Annotated in this window: 13 protein-coding genes; 6 read left to right on the top strand and 7 right to left on the bottom strand. The window is 48.3% G+C overall.

Translation table 11 applies throughout. The features are described 5' to 3' along the window. Window positions 1-186: 186 nt before the first annotated feature. A complete protein-coding gene (locus ACEPPX_RS02040) occupies window positions 187-1,671 on the top strand; it encodes an alanine/glycine:cation symporter family protein (protein WP_416622750.1) in 1,485 nt (494 codons plus the stop codon). Window positions 1,672-1,801: 130 nt separating this feature from the next. Here the strand turns inward: ACEPPX_RS02040 and ACEPPX_RS02035 are convergent, their stop codons facing one another. The 7 genes from ACEPPX_RS02035 to ACEPPX_RS02005 all read right to left on the bottom strand — a co-directional run bounded on the left by ACEPPX_RS02035 (window position 1,802) and on the right by ACEPPX_RS02005 (window position 12,135). Continuing rightward, window positions 1,802-2,566, bottom strand: a complete 765-nt coding sequence (locus ACEPPX_RS02035; RefSeq protein ID WP_416622749.1) for a TatD family hydrolase — start codon at window positions 2,564-2,566, stop codon at window positions 1,802-1,804. Window positions 2,567-2,594: 28 nt separating this feature from the next. Beyond that, a complete protein-coding gene (gene crcB / locus ACEPPX_RS02030; RefSeq protein ID WP_416622868.1) occupies window positions 2,595-2,978 on the bottom strand; it encodes a fluoride efflux transporter CrcB in 384 nt (127 codons plus the stop codon). Between the two features lie 114 nt (window positions 2,979-3,092). Next, window positions 3,093-5,102: a choline BCCT transporter BetT gene (gene betT / locus ACEPPX_RS02025; RefSeq protein ID WP_416622748.1), complete on the bottom strand. Its 2,010-nt coding sequence runs from the start codon at window positions 5,100-5,102 to the stop codon at window positions 3,093-3,095. Between the two features lie 56 nt (window positions 5,103-5,158). Further along, window positions 5,159-6,967, bottom strand: coding sequence for a BCCT family transporter (locus ACEPPX_RS02020; protein ID WP_416622747.1), 1,809 nt, complete (start codon window positions 6,965-6,967; stop codon window positions 5,159-5,161). Between the two features lie 37 nt (window positions 6,968-7,004). Beyond that, window positions 7,005-8,687 carry a choline dehydrogenase gene (gene betA / locus ACEPPX_RS02015; RefSeq protein WP_416622746.1) on the bottom strand — a complete coding sequence of 561 codons (1,683 nt, stop codon included), beginning with the start codon at window positions 8,685-8,687 and terminating at the stop codon, window positions 7,005-7,007. A gap of 121 nt (window positions 8,688-8,808) precedes the next feature. After that, window positions 8,809-10,272: a betaine-aldehyde dehydrogenase gene (gene betB / locus ACEPPX_RS02010; protein WP_416622745.1), complete on the bottom strand. Its 1,464-nt coding sequence runs from the start codon at window positions 10,270-10,272 to the stop codon at window positions 8,809-8,811. 561 nt (window positions 10,273-10,833) lie between these two features. After that, window positions 10,834-12,135: a replication-associated recombination protein A gene (locus ACEPPX_RS02005; protein WP_416622744.1), complete on the bottom strand. Its 1,302-nt coding sequence runs from the start codon at window positions 12,133-12,135 to the stop codon at window positions 10,834-10,836. 440 nt (window positions 12,136-12,575) lie between these two features. On the opposite strand from ACEPPX_RS02005, the gene ACEPPX_RS02000 reads away from it, so the two are divergent. From ACEPPX_RS02000 to ACEPPX_RS01980, 5 genes are all read left to right on the top strand, one after another. Next, window positions 12,576-12,935 (top strand): hypothetical protein, encoded by a 360-nt coding sequence (locus ACEPPX_RS02000; RefSeq protein WP_416622743.1) that lies wholly within the window; start codon window positions 12,576-12,578, stop codon window positions 12,933-12,935. 92 nt (window positions 12,936-13,027) lie between these two features. After that, window positions 13,028-14,440 (top strand): threonine synthase, encoded by a 1,413-nt coding sequence (thrC, locus tag ACEPPX_RS01995; RefSeq protein WP_416622742.1) that lies wholly within the window; start codon window positions 13,028-13,030, stop codon window positions 14,438-14,440. 121 nt (window positions 14,441-14,561) lie between these two features. Then, on the top strand, window positions 14,562-16,337 hold the full coding sequence (msbA, locus tag ACEPPX_RS01990; RefSeq protein WP_416622741.1) for a lipid A export permease/ATP-binding protein MsbA: 1,776 nt from the start codon (window positions 14,562-14,564) through the stop codon (window positions 16,335-16,337). Window positions 16,338-16,358: 21 nt separating this feature from the next. Continuing rightward, entirely contained in the window at window positions 16,359-17,135 is a 777-nt protein-coding gene (locus ACEPPX_RS01985) for a ferredoxin--NADP reductase (RefSeq protein ID WP_047760362.1), read from the top strand. A gap of 194 nt (window positions 17,136-17,329) precedes the next feature. Next, window positions 17,330-19,255 (top strand): ATP-binding cassette domain-containing protein, encoded by a 1,926-nt coding sequence (locus tag ACEPPX_RS01980; RefSeq protein WP_416622740.1) that lies wholly within the window; start codon window positions 17,330-17,332, stop codon window positions 19,253-19,255. The last annotated feature ends 20 nt before the right edge of the window (window positions 19,256-19,275 follow it).

The following is a 19,275-nucleotide window of genomic DNA, read 5'->3' as shown; positions in this document are numbered from 1 at the left end:
CTTAGGGCATGCGAATGAGGTAGAAACCAACTTGTCTATTTACGATTCATAACAAAATTATAAATATTTTGTATTTATGTTAATAATGTTGTGGGGAATAAATAGATAACGGCAATTGAAGCCGTTACCGGACCCCGAAACGGATTTAGGGGCGTCAATATTCATTTTTTAGGAAAAGAGAGCATTATGTTGGAATTCGTTAATATGCTCAACAGATGGGTTTGGAGCCCTGCGCTGATTTATTTGTGCTTGGGGGTGGGATTGTATTTTTCTATCCGTACCCGTTTTTTACAATTACGCCACTTACGGCAAATGATCAAATTGCTGTTTGACGGTAAAAGTAGTGATGAAGGTGTTTCATCGTTTCAGGCTTTGGCTATGTCGCTGGCAGGGCGTGTCGGCACGGGTAATATTGCCGGCGTTGCAACCGCCATTACTTTCGGTGGTCCGGGTGCTTTGTTTTGGATGTGGGCGGTGGCGTTTTTAGGTGCCAGCACGGCATTTGTCGAGTCTGCATTGGGACAAATTTATAAAGAAAAGCAAGATGGCGAATACAGGGGCGGTCCGGCTTATTATTTTGAAAAAGGCCTGGGGCAGACTTGGTACGGTATTTTGTTTGCTATCTCGGCTATTTTGGCATGTGGTTTGCTGTTGCCGGGCGTGCAGGCTAATTCGATTGCCGATAGTATGAGCAATGCTTTGGATGTGCCCCAATCGGTTACTGCCGCCATTATCGCCATTTTGTTAGGCTTCATTATTTTCGGCGGTGTAAAACGTATCGCCAAAGCGGCAGAAATCATCGTTCCCTTTATGGCTTTGGCTTATATTATTGTGGCAGTGGTGATTGTGTTGTTGCATATCCATGATTTGCCAAAAGTACTTACACTAATTTTTGAATCCGCTTTCGGCTTGCATGCAGGATTTGGTGCCATGATCGGTTTGGCAATCCAATGGGGTGTGAAACGCGGTGTATACTCAAATGAGGCGGGCCAAGGTACCGGACCGCATCCTGCGGGTGCCGCGAATGTGAGCCATCCGGCCAAACAGGGTTTGGTACAAGCTTTTTCAGTATATATCGATACCTTGTTTGTGTGCTCGGCTACAGGTTTTATGTTGCTGGTTACCGGTATGTATAACGTTGTAAAACCTGATGGTTCGGGTTTTGTGTACCAAGGTGTTCCCAGTTCGAGCATTCAGGCCGGCGCAGGTTATACGCAAACCGCTATGGAAAGTATTATGCCCGGCTTCGGCTCTGTTTTCGTGGCATTGGCATTGTTTTTCTTTGCCTTTACTACGATTATGGCTTATTACTATATCGCCGAAACCAATATCAAATATCTGAGTAGCAAAATTAAAATGGATTGGGCGATTACGTTACTGAAAATCGGCATCATTGTAGTAGTGGTATACGGTAGCGTGAAAACAGCCGAATTGGCTTGGGGCTTGGGTGACTTGGGCGTCGGCTTGATGGCTTGGCTGAACATTATCGGTATTCTGTTCCTGCAAAAGCCTGCTTTGGCTTGCTTGAAAGACTACGAGCGTCAGTTGAAAGAGGGTAAGGATCCGATGTATGTTCCCGAAGAAAATGGCGTACATTTAAATACCGAGCTGTGGGCTGAGATCCGCCGTAAGTTTACCCAACAGGCCGATTCTTCTAAAGACAATAAATAATCAATTTTCTGTTGTAAGTTGTAATCTGCAATCCCGCCGGATAAATACGGCGGGATTTTTCATGAATGTTTTGGGTGAAGAAAAAGAGATGTTTGGTTTGCTCCAACCGATTATTTGTGCGGATATGATTTTATGTCGTCTGAAAATCGAGTAAGCGGTTGATATTGTTTTCAGTGTGTTCGGCCAGTTCAGCTAAAGAAATTCCGCGTAGGAGCGCTACGGTTTCGGCAATACGGCGCAAGTTGGCGGGTGTGTTGGTTTGTTTAGGGAGCATAAAGGGGCTGTCGGTTTCAAGAACGATATGCTCGAGAGAAAGTTCGGTTGCCGCTTGCTGGGCTTTTTTTGCATTGGGATTGAATAAAAGTGAGCCGATTCCGATTAAGAGGCCGCAATCTATCAGGCGGCGGGCTTCTTCCAAGCTGCCGGAAAAGGCATGGGCAATCCCGCCGTAACTGTGGCGTACGGTTTTGAGTGCAGAAACCAAAGCTTCTGTGGATTTTAGGTTATGTAGAATCACAGGGCGGCGGTATTGCCCGGCTAATTCGAGCTGGTGTCGCAGTAGTTTGGTTTGCCGCCGACGTGCGTTCGTATCAGGGCTTCCATATTGGAAATCCAGCCCGACTTCACCTACAAGTGCATAGGGGTATTTGCTAAGTAGTTTTTCGAGCTGTTGCAGGTGGTCGGGTAAGGTACTATTCGTAAACCAAGGATGAATGCCGAAAGCGGTATGAATTTGCGGATATATGTTGAGAGTGGCGACGGAATTAAAATCACCGTGATGGGTAGAGGGAACGATAAAGCGGCAAATACCGGCTTCCGCCGCTTGCTGCATAACGGTATCCAGTTTGGGTAATATTGCTTTGTCTGCAAGATGGCAGTGAGAGTCGGTAAACATATCAAATACTTAACTGGGGGTGAATGTTTCAGCCTTTGAAAAAGGCCATTACGGTCAGCATACCCAGCAATGTGAGTAGTAGGGAACCGAAAAGATGCAGGGAGATAGTTGTAAATGCAGCCATCCAACGATGCATTTGCAGCATATTGATGATTTCGAGCGAAAAACCTGAAAAAGTAGTCAAACTACCGAGAAAGCCGGTTATTAGTAGTAGCCGCCATTGCGGGGGAAGCAAATCGGTATATTGTATGAGTGCGGCAGCGATACCGATTATATAGGCGCCGATCCAATTGGCCGCCAAGGTGCCTAGCGCCAGGTACGAAAGCGTATCAGCAAGCCACAAACCCAAGGCCCAGCGTATTACGGCGCCGGTTGCGGCACCGGTGGAAATGAGGAGGAGGTTGGTCAATATAGGCATGGTATGGGATAAATAATAGGCAACCGCTTACGGCTGCCTATTTTAGCGCACTATGCAAATGTATAGAAACGCCGTTTGTTTGCTTTGGTTGAAAACAACCTGCAATTATCAGCGTTCCAAATGCAGAAACTGCATATGCCGTTCATACTGGCTCAGAATATCGATGATAATTTGCTCTTTGGTATAGCCGACAATGTCATAATCTTGGCTGCCTTCGCTTAGGAAAACTTCGGCACGGTAGTATTTTTCCTGCTCTTTCGAGGGAGATAAATTACCTGCTTGCCCTAGGGCGAAAACCGGTTTAATGGCTTCGACCAAACGAACCTCATACAGAAAATCAACCTCTTCGCCGTGCAGTACTTCAAGTTTGAGGCGGTGGTTGGTTTTATCTTGCGAGAGGCGGGAGTCAATACCTTTGTTTTGCAGTTCGTGTGCCACTTCAAGCATGGCGGGTTGTAAGGTTTTTACCATAAAACGTAATGCGGTTTTGGCGCTCGGGAAGTTAACCAAGCGGTTAAGCCGATTGCGCCAGTTTTGGCCGTTATCCAGTACGAACGCTTTATCCACTTGATTCGCTTTCCGTTTGTTGCCTTCTTGGCGCAGGCTTTTCCACATGGAAACCATATACACCACCAAAATCAGCGAGAACGGAAGTCCTGCCACAACGGATACTGATTGCAAGGATGAGAAACCTCCTGCAAACAGAAGCCCGAGCGTAATCAGACCGGTTGCGGCGGCCCAAAATAAGCGCAGCCAAATCGGAGCATCTGTATCGTTGGAAAGGTTTTTCGAGCTTAAATTGGCCAAAACCAAGGCTCCCGAGTCGGCTGAGGTTACGAAGAAAATCAGCCCGATAATGACACCCAAACTGGACCAAAGGCTGGCCATAGGGTAATGCTCAAACAGTAAAAACATCCCCATTGCAGGCTCTTCACCCACCATTTTTGCCAAATCGGCCGCTTGGCCGCTATTGACTAAGTCGATGGCGCTGTTGCCGAAAATTGAAAACCACGCAAAGATAAAGCCCAGCGGAATAAACATTACGCCGAATACAAATTCTCGTAAGGTGCGTCCGCGTGAAATACGGGCGATAAACAGGCCGACAAACGGTGCCCATGCCACCCACCATGCCCAGAAGAAGATAGTCCACCAAGATTTCCATTCCGCACCTTTTTCCCCTTCGTAGGCATAAACCTGAAAGGTTTTGTTAACGATGTTTTGAAAATAGTAGCCGATGTTGTCTACCAGTCCGTTAAGTAGGAAGACGGTTGGCCCCATCACCAGTAGTGCAATCAATAAACCGGTGGCGCCCAGCATATTGATTTCGGACAAACGGCGGACGCCTTTTTCTACGCCCGACATAGCCGATAAACCGGCTGCAACCACTACACAGATAATAATGGCCGTCTGAACCGTTTTACTGGTTTCGATGCCGAAAACATGAGTGAGACCGGCATTGGCTTGTAATACACCGATACCCAAACTGGTAGCGATACCCAGTAAGGTACATACTACCCCGAAAATATCTACGGTATTACCCAGCCAGCCGTTTGCATAACGTGAGCCAAATACCGGTACCAATGCGCTGCGCAGTGCAAGCGGCATATTTTTGCGATAGGAGAAATAGGCCAAAGCCATACCGATTAGCGCGTATATGCCCCAACCATGCAAACCCCAGTGCAGAAAGGTTTGTGCCATGGCAGCGCGGGCGGCTTCAGGCGTGCTTCCTTCGCCGATATTCGGAGTGAGGTAATGAGTGAGCGGTTCGGAAACGCCGAAAAACAACAAATCAATACCGATACCCGCCGAAAAAAGCATGGCGGCCCAAGCAAGAAAGGGGAAGTCGGGCTTATCTTGATCTTGTCCGAGTTTGATGTCGCCGTAGCGGGAAAAACCGACAAACAGAGAAAAAATACCGTAAGCGGCGACAACCAGCATGTAGTACCAACCGAAGTGGTCGGATACCCAGCGTAGAGAGTTACCTAATACGGCCTCGCCGGCAGCAGGAAACAAAATAGTAAATAGAATCAGCGCGATTGTTAGCGCTGAAGAGGCAAGGAAAACGGTTTTATTGACTTGTAACGTTTGTCCTGTGCCGGATGACGGGGTACTGTGCATAGCTCATTCTCCTTGTGTGTACCCGGGCGGCTTGCGTAAAGCCGCCCTCAGGGTGCTTAGTTTTCTTCTTCTTTTTTTGCATTTTGCTGTTGGCGTTTTTCTTCATACACCGCTTGCTGTGCCAATACCGAACCTTCGGGGGCTTCTGAGGTTTGCCCCTGTTCCCACGGCGAATTGTGCGGTACTTCTTCAATGTGGATGGTTTTCAGTGAATAGTCGGGTTGGTAATACAAATCGTATTTGGCAGCTTTGATGGTAGAGAGCATGATGAGGCTCATAATTACCAACAGGGGCGCTCCGGCAAAAATAGAGGCCGTCTGAAGAGTAGACAAGTCGCCGATAAACATTAATACGGCAGGCATGAGACACAAGGTAAATGCCCAAAATAAGCGGTTCCAACGATGGGGTTCGTCGTCTACCTCATGTTGCACAACCGAAGCCAGAATGTAGGAAATGCTGTCAAAAGTGGTTGCGGTAAATAAAACGGCCAATACGGTGAACACAGCGATCACTATTTTAGGCATAGGCAGGGTATTGAGTACGGCGAAGATGGTTGTGGTAGCACCTTGGCTGTTGAGTGTACCGACAACATCCAGCGCGCCGCTTAATTGCATATAAAGCCCGTAGTTGCCCAAAATAATGAAAAATACCGCACAGCCGAGTGATCCGAAAAAGATAGAGCCGACGGCCATTTGTCGAATGGTGCGGCCTTTGGAAATTTTGGCGATAAAGAGGCCGATAGTCGGAGCGAATACTAACCACCATGCCCAGTAGAATACCGTCCAGTCTTGCGGGAATCCGGTATTTTTAAAGCCGTAATCGGTAAATTTGCCGAATGCTTCCGTCCAAGTCATCATCGTGACCATTTGGGTGAGGGAGCGTCCGAGGCTTTCCAAACCGGTATCCAAGATAAATGTCGTCGGCCCGGCCAGTAGTACAAATATCAGTAGGGCAATGGCCAAATAGAAATTGATATTGGATAAAAACTGAATGCCGCTACGAAGCCCCTGATAGGCGCTGTAGGCAAAAATCATGGTAGTTACCAGTAAGACAACCAATTGGGTAGTGATATTGCTGGGTACGTTAAATAATTCATGCAGTCCTTCGGTAATCATCGGAGAGGCCAAACCTAAAGTGGTGGCACCGCCGCCTATCATGCCGAAAATAAAGAAGATGTCTACCATTTTGCCCCAATTGCTTTTGGTAAATTTTTCCCCGAAAAGCGGCATCAGGCTCTGGCTGACTTTTAAAATCGGTGAGTTACGCACATGGGCGAAATAAGCGATGGAAATAGCGGGTACCAAGTAAATTGCCCAAGCTACGGGTCCCCAGTGGAACAAACCGTAAGTAGACGCCCAGCGTATGGCTTCGGGTGTGGCAGGTTCGATTCCGAAGGGCGGGCCTTGGTAGTAGTAGACCCATTCCAAAATACCCCAATACATAATACTGGCGCCGATGCCGCCGCAGAACATCATTGCAGCCCACGAGCCGGTTTTGAATTCGACATCATCTTCAGGCTTGCCCAGTTTGATATTACCGATATCCGAAGTGCAGATATAAATCACGAAAATCAGTGCTAACGCACCGAATGCCAAATAGGCACCGCCGAATTTATGGGTAACGAATTGCTTGGTTTGAGCCACCCAATCGGCTCCTTCGGCAGGAAACAGTACCAAAGGTATGGTAACGCCCAATACAATCAGCAATACGCCGAAAAAAGTAAATTTATCAATACGGGTATTGGGTTGTGAAGAGGAGGGGCGGGGTTTGAAGTTTTTATCGGAATCAAACATACCGAGGTGTTTATAAGTGGTTTGTTTGACCTGCTTATATGTTCTCTGAGGAGAAGTGTCGTGTTTCGTCATACATGACTTCCTTATTTTATAGCCGTTTCAGACGGCCTTATCGTTTGGCGGCACCACGCACCGGAACACCGTTGGCAACGTAATAGGCGGCATTGGATTTCGGCAGCGGTGTGCGGCCGCGGATTTGGTCGGCAATTTTTTCAGCCAGCATGATTGTGGTGGCATTCAGATTGCCGGTAATGATGTCGGGCATAATGGATGCGTCGACTACACGTAAAGCTTCTATACCGTGTACGCGCCCTTGACTGTCTGTTACCGCTTCGTTGCCTTCACCCATCGCACAGGTACAGGAAGGGTGGTAAGCGGTTTCCGCGTGGTTACGCACATATTCGTCCAATTCGGCATCACTTTGCAGATGCTCGGGCGGTGTAATGGCTTTGCCGCGGTAAGGATCTAAGGCCGGTTGGTTCATGATTTCGCGGGTGATGCGGATAGCGGCGCGGAACTCTTCCCAGTCTTGCTCGTGACTCATGTAGTTGAACAAAATACTCGGGTGTTCTGCCGGGTTGCGCGACTTGAGTTTTACACGGCCGCGGCTGAGAGAGCGCATTGAGCCGACGTGTGCTTGGAAACTGTGGGATTTGCTGGCGTTGCGCCCGTCGTAACGGACTGCGATGGGCAAAAAGTGGTATTGGATATTCGGCCAAGCGAATTTTTCATCGCTGCGGATGAAGCCGCCGCCTTCAAAATGGTTGGTCGCACCCAAGCCGGTGCCGTTAAACAGCCACTCCGCACCGATGGCGGGTTTGTTCCACCACTGTGTGGCAGGGGCAATGGATACCGGTTGAGTACATTCGTACTGCATATAAAGTTCGAGATGGTCTTGCAGGTTGTTGCCCACTCCCGGTAAATCCAATATTTCGGTGATGCCTGCCTCTTGCAGCCATTCCCCCGGGCCGATGCCGCTGCGTTGCAAAATCTGCGGCGAGGCAATCGCACCCGCACACAAAATTACTTCGCGGCGCGCTTCGACACTGTGCATTTGCTTTTGATGTTCGAAACGCACACCACGGACACGTTTGCCGTCAAATAGAATAATATCCGTAAGCGCGCCGGTAAGAATGGTTAGCCGCTCGCGGTGTTTTGCCATGTCAAGATAGCCGCGGGCGGTGGAAGAACGGCGGCCGTTTGGCGTAACGAAGCGGTCCATCGGTCCGAAGCCTTCTTGTTGGTAGCCGTTCAAATCGTCGGTACGAGGGTAGCCGGCATCTACACCGGCTTGAATCATGGCTTCAAACAGGGGATTAGTACCGGGCTTGGCGGTGGTAACGTGTATCGGGCCATCAGCGCCGTGATAGGTGTTTTCTCCCGCATCACGGTGTTCGGCTTTTTTGAAATAGGGCAGACAATCGAGATAGCTCCAGTTTTCCAGCCCCGGTTTTTTTGCCCAGTGGTCGAAATCAAGTGCGTTGCCGCGGATGTAACACATGCCGTTAATCAGAGATGAACCGCCCAAACCCTTGCCGCGGCCGCAATCCATAATACGGTTGTTCATAAACGGCTCGGGATCGGTTTTATAACCCCAGTTGTAGGTTGTGCCTTGCAGCGGCATGGCGAGTGCGGCCGGCATTTGGGTACGAAAATCAAAACGGTAGTCGGGCAAGCCGGCTTCAAGCAGCAGCACGGAAACATTTTCGTCTTCGGTAAGCCGTGCGGCCAATACATTGCCTGCGCTGCCGGCACCGATGATGATGTAGTCGTAAGCGGATTTGAGAGTCATGGTTATCCCTTTTGGGTGTTTCAGACGGCCTTTCAGCCTATAAGGGCATATAAAACTATTTATACAGGCCGTCTGAAAAGATAATGGAAAGGCAGGCTGCCCGGCGATATTTCAGACGGCTTTAAAACACCGACTGATAATTGCCCAAATCCACCAATACAGATTTGGTTTGCGTGTAGTGCATCAAAGTTTGGATACCGTTTTCACGGCCGATGCCGGATTGTTTGTAGCCACCCACAGGCATTTGTGCGGGTGATTCGCCCCAAGCGTTAATCCAGCAGATACCTGCCTGAATTTGGCCGATGATACGGTGGGCGCGTTGGAGATTGGGAGTTACCACCCCGGCGGCCAAGCCGTATCCGGTGTCGTTGGCGCGGTTAATCGCTTCCTCTTCGGTGGTGTAGATCAGAATGCTCATCACAGGGCCGAAAATTTCTTCGCGGCAGATGGTCATATCGTCAGTGCAGTTGCCGAATACGGTTGGGGCGACATAAGCGCCGTTTTCCAAACCGTTTGTTTTCAGACGGCCTCCGCCTGTTAATAAAACAGCTCCCTCGGCCTTGCCTTGTTCGATATAGGACAATACTTTTTCCATGTGTGCGAAGCTGGCCAGAGGGCCGAAATTGGTATCGGGATCAAGCGGATCGCCGACACGGATACGTGCTACGCGGGATAACACGGCAGCTTCGAATTCGGCTTGGCGCGATTGCGGGATGAAAACGCGCGTGCCGTTGGTACATACTTGGCCCGAGCTGTAAAAGTTGGCCATTACGGCAATATCGGCGGCCAAATCGATGTCGGCGTCTTCACAGATAATTAAAGGGGATTTGCCGCCCAATTCCATGGTGACTTCTTTTAATGTAGAAGATGCGGCTTGCGCCATCACTTTTTTACCCGTTGCCACGCCACCGGTAAAGGATACTTTGGCAATACCGGGGTGTTCGCTTAAGGCGGTGCCGACACGGTAGTCACCCTGTACGACATTGAATACGCCGTTAGGTAGGCCGGCTTCGGTGAATATTTCTGCCAGTTTCAGCGCCCCCAAAGGCGTAATTTCGCTGGGTTTGAATACCATGGCATTTCCCGCCGCAAGCGCCGGGGCGGCTTTCCACATGGCGATTTGGATCGGATAGTTCCAGGCACCGATACCCGCAACCACGCCTAGAGGCTCTTGACGGGTATATGCAAAAGCAGTTTCGCGCAAAGGTATTTGGCGGCCTTCTAGGGCTTGTGCCAATCCGGCGTAGTATTCGATAACATCGGCACCGGTAACGATATCGACGTATAAGGTCTCAGAGAGGGGCTTGCCGGTATCAAGTGTTTCTATCCGCGCAAGCTCATCATTGCGTTGGCGTAGGATTTCGACGGCTTTTAATAAGATACGGCTGCGCTCCACGGGCGTATAAGCCGCCCAAATTTTTTGGCCTTGGTGTGCGGTTTCGACGGCTTGGTTGATTTCTTCAGGTGTGCTTTGTTGTATGAGTGCCAAGGTTTCGCCGTTGGCGGGGTTGATGCTGGCAAAGGTTTCGGCTTGCGGATTGGCGGCGGTATAGCTGCCGTTGATGTAGGCGGTATGTAAGGTCATGGCTTCTGCTCCCTTTGTCCGGTGTTTTCAGATGGGGACCTTTACAAAAACAGTTATGCTGCACTGGCTGTTGAGTGTCGCAATAGTTTGAAGCGGCCATTCTTATCGACTATTTTTGTAAAAGTCTCTTGAATTTTGTGTATTTGAACCTGCTAAAAAATAGCAATGCAAATGAATGGTTTAAATTACCTTAACACAAGTTAATAGGGTGTGTCACATTCCTATGACATAAAAAGGCGTTTGTTTTGAATAGGATGGCTCGATTTTGCTGGAATGATTTTAAACAAAGGTTTTTTGAAATCAAATGGTTATTTTGAATTTTCAAGATATGGGGAGGCGGTTTGTGGGTGGGGTAAAAAGAATCGGCTGTTACCGCTTTTTTGAATTAATGAAAAATATTTTCTAGAAATTGGAGAAGGGTTAAGGCAATGCCGTCTGAAAAATTTCAGACGGCATTTGAAGTAAAATCATATTTTGAGAATTAGGATATGAAGATGCCTGAAGTTTGCAAGCTGATATACATAATATCGATTGTAAAATCATTGGACTCTCAGGCAGGTTTCAGACGGCATCATCATCCAAAGATTTGAGCCAGGCCAGTTTTTCGCCGATTTTGATTTCCAGTCCGCGTGGTACGGGCTGATAGAAGTCGGGCTCATCCAAACCCTCGGGCATATAGGTTTCTCCGGCGGCATAGGCGTTGGGTTCGTCGTGTGCATAGCGGTACTCGCGGCCGTAGCCCAATTCTTTCATAAGTTTGGTGGGCGCATTGCGCAAGTGGACGGGCACTTCGTCGCTGGAATTTTTTTTCACAAAATCGCGCATTTGGTTATAGGCTTTATAACCGGCATTGGATTTTGGAGCGGCGGCCAGATACAGCACGGCTTGTGCCAGTGCGAGTTCGCCCTCTGGCGAGCCTAAGCGTTCAAATGTTGAGGCGGCATCGTTGGCGATCTGCATTGCGCGCGGATCGGCCAGGCCGATGTCTTCCCAAGCCATGCGTATGATGCGCCGCGCCAGATAACGCGGATCCGCCCCGCCGTCTAGCATACGGCAAAACCAGTACAGGGAAGCATTGGGATGGGAGCCGCGCACGGATTTATGCAAGGCGGAAATTTGGTTGTAAAAGCTTTCGCCGCCTTTATCGAATCGGCGGATTTGCGTACCGAGGCTGTTTGCCAAAAAATCGGTGGAAAGCTCGGTAAGGTTTTGTGTTTTGGCGGCGCGAAGCAATTGTTCGAGCAGGTTGAGCAGACGGCGGGCGTCACCGTCGGCAGTGTGGACAAGCAAGTTTTGTGCTTCGGTTGTCAGCCTCATTCCCAGGTATTCCGGCAATACCAATACTTTTTTACATAGTTGGTTTAAGTCTTCGGGCGAAAGAGGCTGAAGGGTATAGACTTGCGCACGGCTAAGGAGGGCCGGGTTGACTTCAAACGAAGGATTTTCAGTAGTGGCGCCGATAAACGTAAGCAGGCCGTTTTCCACATAGGGCAGAAAAGCATCTTGCTGGGCTTTGTTGAAACGGTGCACTTCATCAACAAATAAAATCGTAGACTGCCCCTGCTGTAAGGCCAGTTCCGCTTTTTCAACGGCTTCACGAATGTCTTTTACACCTGAGAAAACGGCGGAAACAGGTAAAAATTTGGCATTGAAGCTTTGTGCGAGAATACGGGCCAGTGTGGTTTTGCCGACACCGGGAGGTCCCCATAGCAGCATAGAGTGAGGCTTGCCTCCTTCTATGGCCACACGCAAGGGTTTACCCATTCCTATAAGATGTTGTTGACCGATGACGTCGTCCAATGTTTGGGGGCGGAGACGTTCGGCCAGAGGAGCTTCAGGACTGCGGGAAAAAAGGTCGGACATAACTGTTTCCGTGGGCGGAAGAGATACAAAATTAATGAATTATAGCGCAAGCCCTACAGAGTTTTGAAAGGAAACAATCTTTTTTCAGACGGCCTTTTGCATAATTTCGATATGGCCGGCATAACTTATAGCCTTGCTTTGAAGCGTATTTCTGAAATGATAATGACCGGAATTATGTTGGTTTCGGTAGTTTTAAGGCAGCATTAATCGGAACGGGCCGCTTTTTTGTATTATTATTGCATAATCCCCAGCGTAGATTGTGTAGGTTGTTTCAGGCACATCGGCAGGTTTATCTGCCAGAGTGGGTTGTAGGCGGGGGGAGCATCGGTGATAATAGCGGTGTTGCCGTTGTGTTCACATTATACCTCTCGGTATGCTCCGTGAGCGTATCAACGGGTTTTTGCCGGTTGGCATGGCGTAAATAGTAAAGTGAGAGAATCATGAAGAAATTTTTAGCAGCTACTGCTGCGGTTTTGGCTTTGGGTGCCTGTGCAAGCGGCAACGGTGGTTTCGATACCGGTATGGGTGTCGGCAATTCACTGGTAAAAGCGGCTATCGACAACCAATGCCGCACCGAGCTCAATAACCGCAATGAATGGCGTTTGGCTATGTTAGCAGTAAGCGCGCAACAGCAGCAGGCGTGGGAAGATAAAATTTGCGGTTGCGCCAGTGAAGAGGCGCCGAATCAAATGAGTGCGGCGGAATTAATGCAGGTTGTTAGCCCCGCTACCCGTACTCAGGCAGTTGCCAGTGTAACGGCAAAAACAGTCACCGCATGTGTAAAGCGGCTTTATAAGTAAGACAACAAGGTTTGAGACGGCCGCTTTTGTAATGCAGGCCGTCTGAATGTTTGGTTTTATCCCGTAATTTTCAGAAAACGGAAAACAGGTTTATGAAATATATCAGCACCCGTGGCGCAACGGCACATAAGGCATTCAGTGAGGTTTTATTGATGGGCTTGGCTCCCGATGGCGGTTTGATGCTGCCTGAGCATTATCCTCATGTGAGCGAGCAAACGCTTGAGGCTTGGCGTGGCTTGAGCTATCAGGAGCTGGCCTTTGAGGTGATGAGTCTGTTTATTACCGACATTCCTGCTGATGATTTGCGCGATATCATCAACCGCACTTATACCGAAGAGGTTTTTGGCAGTCGTGAGATTACTCCGGTTCGTACTTTGAGTGACGGTATTAAAATCCAAGCCTTATCAAACGGGCCTACTTTGGCATTTAAAGATATGGCGATGCAGTTTTTGGGCAATGCGTTCGAATATGTATTGGCCAAAGAGGGTAAAACATTAAATATTTTGGGAGCAACCAGCGGAGATACCGGTTCGGCAGCCGAATATGCTTTGCGCGGTAAGAAGGGTATCCATGTATTTATGCTGTCGCCGGAAGGCAAAATGAGTGCTTTCCAGCGCGCGCAGATGTATAGCCTGCAAGATGAGAATATCCATAATATCGCTGTTTTAGGTATGTTTGACGATTGTCAGGATATTGTAAAAGCCGTACAAAGCGATGCTTCTTTTAAAGAAAAATATCAAATTGGCACGGTAAACTCCATTAACTGGGGACGGATTGTAGCTCAGGTGGTGTATTATTTTGCCGGTTATTTCAATGCTACTACAGACAACAGTCAAAAAGTCAGCTTCTGTGTGCCCAGCGGTAATTTCGGTAATGTGTGCGCTGGCCATATTGCCCGTCAAATGGGTCTGCCTATTCACCGCCTGATTGTGGCGACTAATGAAAATGATGTGCTGGATGAGTTTTTCAAAACCGGCGAATATCGCCCGCGCAGCACAGCCGATACCCATGTAACATCCAGCCCTTCTATGGATATTTCCAAAGCCTCGAACTTTGAGCGTTTCATATTCGACCTGATGGAGCGCGATGCGGTACAAATCGAAGCCCTGTGGGCAGAAGTCGGTATTGGTAAAGGTTTCGATTTGAGCTTGCAGTTGGGTAAAATCCGTAACCAATACGGTTTCGTGTCTGGTAAAAGCTTACACCAAGACCGTTTGGCTACCATTGCCGAGGTTTACCGTGCCGACGGCGAGCTGCTTGATCCACATACGGCCGATGGTGTGAAAGTCGCTCGCGAAGTGCGTGAGGCAGGCGAAACAATCGTATGCTTGGAAACTGCCTTGGCAGCCAAGTTTGAAGAGACTATCCGCGAGGCTGTAGGTGAAGTGGCCGTTGCACGTCCGTCAGGCTTGGCAGGATTGGAAGCACTGCCTCAACGCGTACAAACCGTGCCTAATAATGCCGAAGTAGTGAAAAGTATTATTCGGGAAACATTGGATAAATAATCAGGAGCAATGCCGTCTGAAATTTTTCAGACGGCATTGGTTTGTTTTAAAAACAGCGAACATTGATTTGAGAAGCGTTTTTGTTTAAAATCGGATGTTTGCTCTAAAATTGCGAATCGATATGCATCAAAGCACCGACCAGTCGGCTTGGCAGCTTTATAAGCGGCTGGCAGTTTACCTGAAAGGGTATTGGAAAGTTTTCACCGTTGCCGTTTTCGCCATGTTAATAGTGGCGGCAACCATGCCTTTGTTTGGGTATCTTCTCAAGCCTTTGATTAATGAAGGCTTTGTCGATAAAAATATGCAGAAGATGAGTTGGCTGCCCTTGGCCATCGTAGCACTTTTTATCGTGCGCGGCATCTTCAATTTTATCAACGAATACTGCACCAGTTATCTTTCCAGTCATTTGGTTCAGCAAATGCGGGAGCAGATGTTCGGCAAGATGATGCGCTTGCCCTCTTCGTATTTCAGTAATCATGCCAGCGGGCGGGTGATGTCGCGCGTGTTGAATGATGCAAACCAAATTGCAGACGCCGGCTTCAACGTGATTACCGTGTTAGCGAAAGACGGTGTCAGCGTTATCGGTTTGCTTGGCCTGTTGATGTACCTAAACTGGCGGCTGACGCTGATTACCTTCGTAGTGTTGCCGATTGTGGCCGTGTGCGTGCGTATGGTCAGCAAGCGTTTGCGCAGTCTTTCGCACAGTAACCAACAACAGTTGGGCCAAATGACGCAGGTTTTAAACGAGAGTATAGACGGTGCACGCGTTATTAAGGTTTATGGCGGTCAAAAGCGGGAGACAGGCCGTTTTGAAAATGCCGCAGGCGGAGTCCGCCGTAATAACGTCAAACAGGCTGCAGCTAGTTCTATCGGCACAAGCGTCACCCAAATCATGGCTTCCGTCGCTTTGGCGGCGATTATGTATATGGCAGCCCGAGAGGCGCATAGCGACGGCTTTAGCGCGGGCGATTTTATGTCGTTTTTGTCGAGCATGATTATGATGTTCGACCCCATTAAACGTATGACCAGCGTAATGCAGTCGCTCCAACGCGGATTGGCAGCGGCGGAGAGCGTATTCGGCTTTTTAGATGAGCCTGAGGAAACGGACGGCGGCATGCAGCAGCTAGTTAATCCGGGTACGATTGAATTTGTCGATATCGTGCACCGTTATCCGGAGGCGGAGAAGAACAGTCTCAACGGTATCAATCTGACTGTTCCACGGGGTAAAGTTGTGGCTTTGGTGGGTGCTTCCGGATGTGGTAAAACTACTTTGGCAAATCTGATACCCCGCTTTTTCAATCCGAGCAGCGGTGAGGTGCGTATTAGCGGAACAGATATCCGTGAATATACGCTGGAGAGTTTGCGTAGCCAAATGGCATTGGTGAGTCAGGATGTGGTGTTGTTCAATGATACCGTAGCCGGCAATATCGCTTACGGTCAGTTAGGCAAAGCTAGCGAAGCGGAAATCATTCAAGCAGCCAAAGCGGCAAACGCATGGTCGTTTATTCAGGCAATGCCGCAAGGATTGAATACTGAGGTAGGCGAAAACGGTTTGAAGTTGTCCGGCGGCCAACGCCAGCGTATTGCGATTGCTAGGGCGTTGTTGAAAAATGCTCCGATTTTAATTTTGGACGAAGCTACCAGTGCATTGGATAACGAATCCGAACGTTTGGTTCAGGCGGCATTGGAAAAGCTGATGCAAAACCGTACTACTATCGTAATTGCCCATAGGTTGTCGACCATAGAAAAGGCAGACACTATCGTAGTTATGCACGAGGGCCGTATCGTAGAGCAGGGTACGCACCAGGAATTGTTAGCCCGTGGCGGCCGTTATGCCGATTTGCACAATCTGCAATTTGATGAAAAGCCGTCTGAAGCGGTTCAGACGGCCTCTTGAATATTTATATAGGAAAATAACATGGCAGCATTTAATACCCAGACGGTTTTGTCGGTTCATCATTGGACAGACGCTTACTTTACCTTCACTTGCACGCGCGACGAGTCATTACGTTTTGAAAACGGCCAGTTTGTGATGGTGGGCCTGATGGTGGATGGCAAGCCTCTGATGCGCGCATACAGCGTTGCCAGTGCCAACTGGGAAGAGCATCTCGAGTTTTTCAGTATTAAAGTTCAGGATGGTCCTTTGACCAGCCGTTTACAACATCTCAAACCTGGTGATGAGGTGTTGATCAGCAAAAAACCGACCGGTACATTGATTTGCGGCGATTTGAATCCCGGCCGAAACCTTTATCTTTTGAGTACCGGTACCGGTTTGGCACCGTTCTTGAGTATTACCAAAGATCCGGAAGTATACGAGCAATTCGAAAAAATCATTATGGTTCACGGTGTTCGTTATAAAAAAGACTTGGCGTATTATGACCGTTTTACCAAAGAATTACCCGAACATGAATATTTGGGTGACTTGGTAAAGGAAAAGCTGATTTACTATCCGGTGGTATCTCGCGAAGAATACCCGCACCGCGGTCATATCACTGATTTGATGATGAGCGGTAAAATGTTTGAGGATATCGGCTTGCCGACTCTAGATCCCGAGCATGACCGTGCCATGTTGTGCGGCAGCCCTGAGATGTTAAAAGATACCAGTGGGGTGCTAAACCATTTTGGCTTGAAAGTTTCTCCGAAAATGGGCCAGCGTGGGGATTATGTAATTGAGCGCGCGTTTGTCGAGCAATAAATACAAATTCTGCCTGCTTCTAGATAGATAAGCGCAGTAAAGCACAAGGCGGCATAAGCCGCCTTGTTGGCTTTTATTTCCGGTAAACACATTAAAATATAAGCTTCTCATAGCGATTTTGGGTTTTATGTTATGAAAGGCATGAGATATGGCGCTTGCGGGCGATATCTTAATTTGGTGCTTGTAAGGTAAATATGATAGAAATCAGTAATTTGACTCTCCAGCGTGGTTTAAAGGTCTTACTTGATAAGGCTTCGCTTACTATTACCCCAAATCAGCGTGTAGGCTTAATCGGTAAAAACGGTACGGGTAAATCCAGTCTGTTTTCTCTGATTAAAGGCGAAATTACGCAAGATGGCGGAGATATCCAAATTCCCAAGCATTGGAAGTTAGCGGCGGTGGCGCAGGAAACTCCGGCGTTGGATATCACTGCTTTGAATTATGTATTGCAAGGAGATGGCGAATTACAATATTTTCAGGCCGCTTTGATGCAGGCCGAGACCGATAACGATGGCATGAAGCAGGCGGAATACCACGCTAAATTAGAGGAAATCGATGCCTATACTGCTCCTGCGCGTGCGGCGAAATTACTAAACGGTTTGGGTTTTTCGCAACAAGAACACGATATGTCGGTTAAATCGTTTTCCGGCGGATGGAGAATGCGTTTGAATTTGGCGCAGGCGCTTATGTGCCGCGCCGATTTGCTGCTGCTTGACGAGCCGACCAACCACTTGGATTTGGAAACCGTATTATGGTTGGAGAATCACCTTGCTTCCTTACCTTGCACGCAAATCATCATTTCGCATGACCGTGATTTTTTAAATGCCACTACTACGCAAACTATTGAGTTATCTAATCAGAAGCTTACGCTATACGGCGGGAATTATGATTTTTATCAAACCGAACGTGCTCAGCGTTTGGCTCAGCAACAGTCTGCCTATCAAAAACAACAGGCCCAAATCAAACATTTGCAATCGTTTATTGATCGTTTTAAAGCAAAGGCGACTAAGGCTACGCAAGCGCAAAGCCGTATGAAAGCCTTGGCCAAATTGGAGCGTATCGCACCCGCTCATTTGGATAGTGAATTTTCTTTCCAATTCGAACAGCCAACCCATCTGCCCAACCCTTTATTGAAATTGGATGCCGCAGATTTGGGATATGAGGGTAAGAGTATTGTTAGCGGTGTCAATCTTTCTATTGAGAGCGGGGCACGTTACGGTTTGCTTGGTGTGAACGGTAGTGGTAAATCTACATTCATTAAAGCATTGGCCGGGGAATTGCAGCCAATGGCAGGGCAGCTGTTGAAATCAGACAAACTCAATATCGGCTATTTTGCCCAGCACCAACTTGACACCCTGCGGGCAGATCAAAGCCCTATTTGGCATATCCAACAGCTTTCACCGCAAGTGCGTGAGCAGGAAATCCGCAATTTTTTGGGTGGCTTCAACTTTATTGGTGATATGGCTACCCAAAAAATCGAACCTTTTTCAGGTGGTGAAAAAGCGCGGTTGGCTTTGGCCTTGATGGTGTGGCAAAAACCTAATTTATTGCTGCTTGACGAACCGACCAACCATTTGGATTTGGATATGCGCCACGCGCTTACCGTAGCATTGCAAAGTTTTCAGGGAGCTTTGATTGTCGTATCACATGACAGAAGCTTGCTTGAGGCGACTACTGATTCATTTTTATTGATTAGTGAAGGCCGTCTGAAAGAATTTGATGGTGATTTGAACGATTACAGACAATGGCGCCTAGCACAAGAAAATGCCGCTACGGCACCGGCAGCATCGGCACAGTCTCAAAGTCGAAAAGACATTAAACGTTTGGAAGCTCAAATGCGGCAGGAGCGGGCGCGTCGTACAAAACCGCTTCAGCAGAAAATAGAAAAAGCCGAAAAAGAAATGGCCGTTTTGGCCGAAGTACAAAGTACGTGTGAAGCATTTTTGGCACAAGAATCCGCTTATGCGGATGAAAATAAAGCTGAATTACAGCAAATGCTCGCACGATTGGCCGAAGTCAAAGTAAAATTGAACGGTTTGGAAGAAAACTGGCTGGGGTGGCAGGAAGAGTTGGAGCGTGTCCATCAAGCTGTTGATGCGGAATTCGCTGATCTTAAATAATACATGCCGTCGGGGAAAGT

Origin of the sequence: Neisseria sp. S1 (assembly GCF_048060015.1) — a bacterium.
Lineage (GTDB): Bacteria > Pseudomonadota > Gammaproteobacteria > Burkholderiales > Neisseriaceae > Neisseria > Neisseria arctica.
Note: the sequence above shows the minus strand (reverse complement) of the source record. Positions and strands in the feature narration are given on the sequence as shown.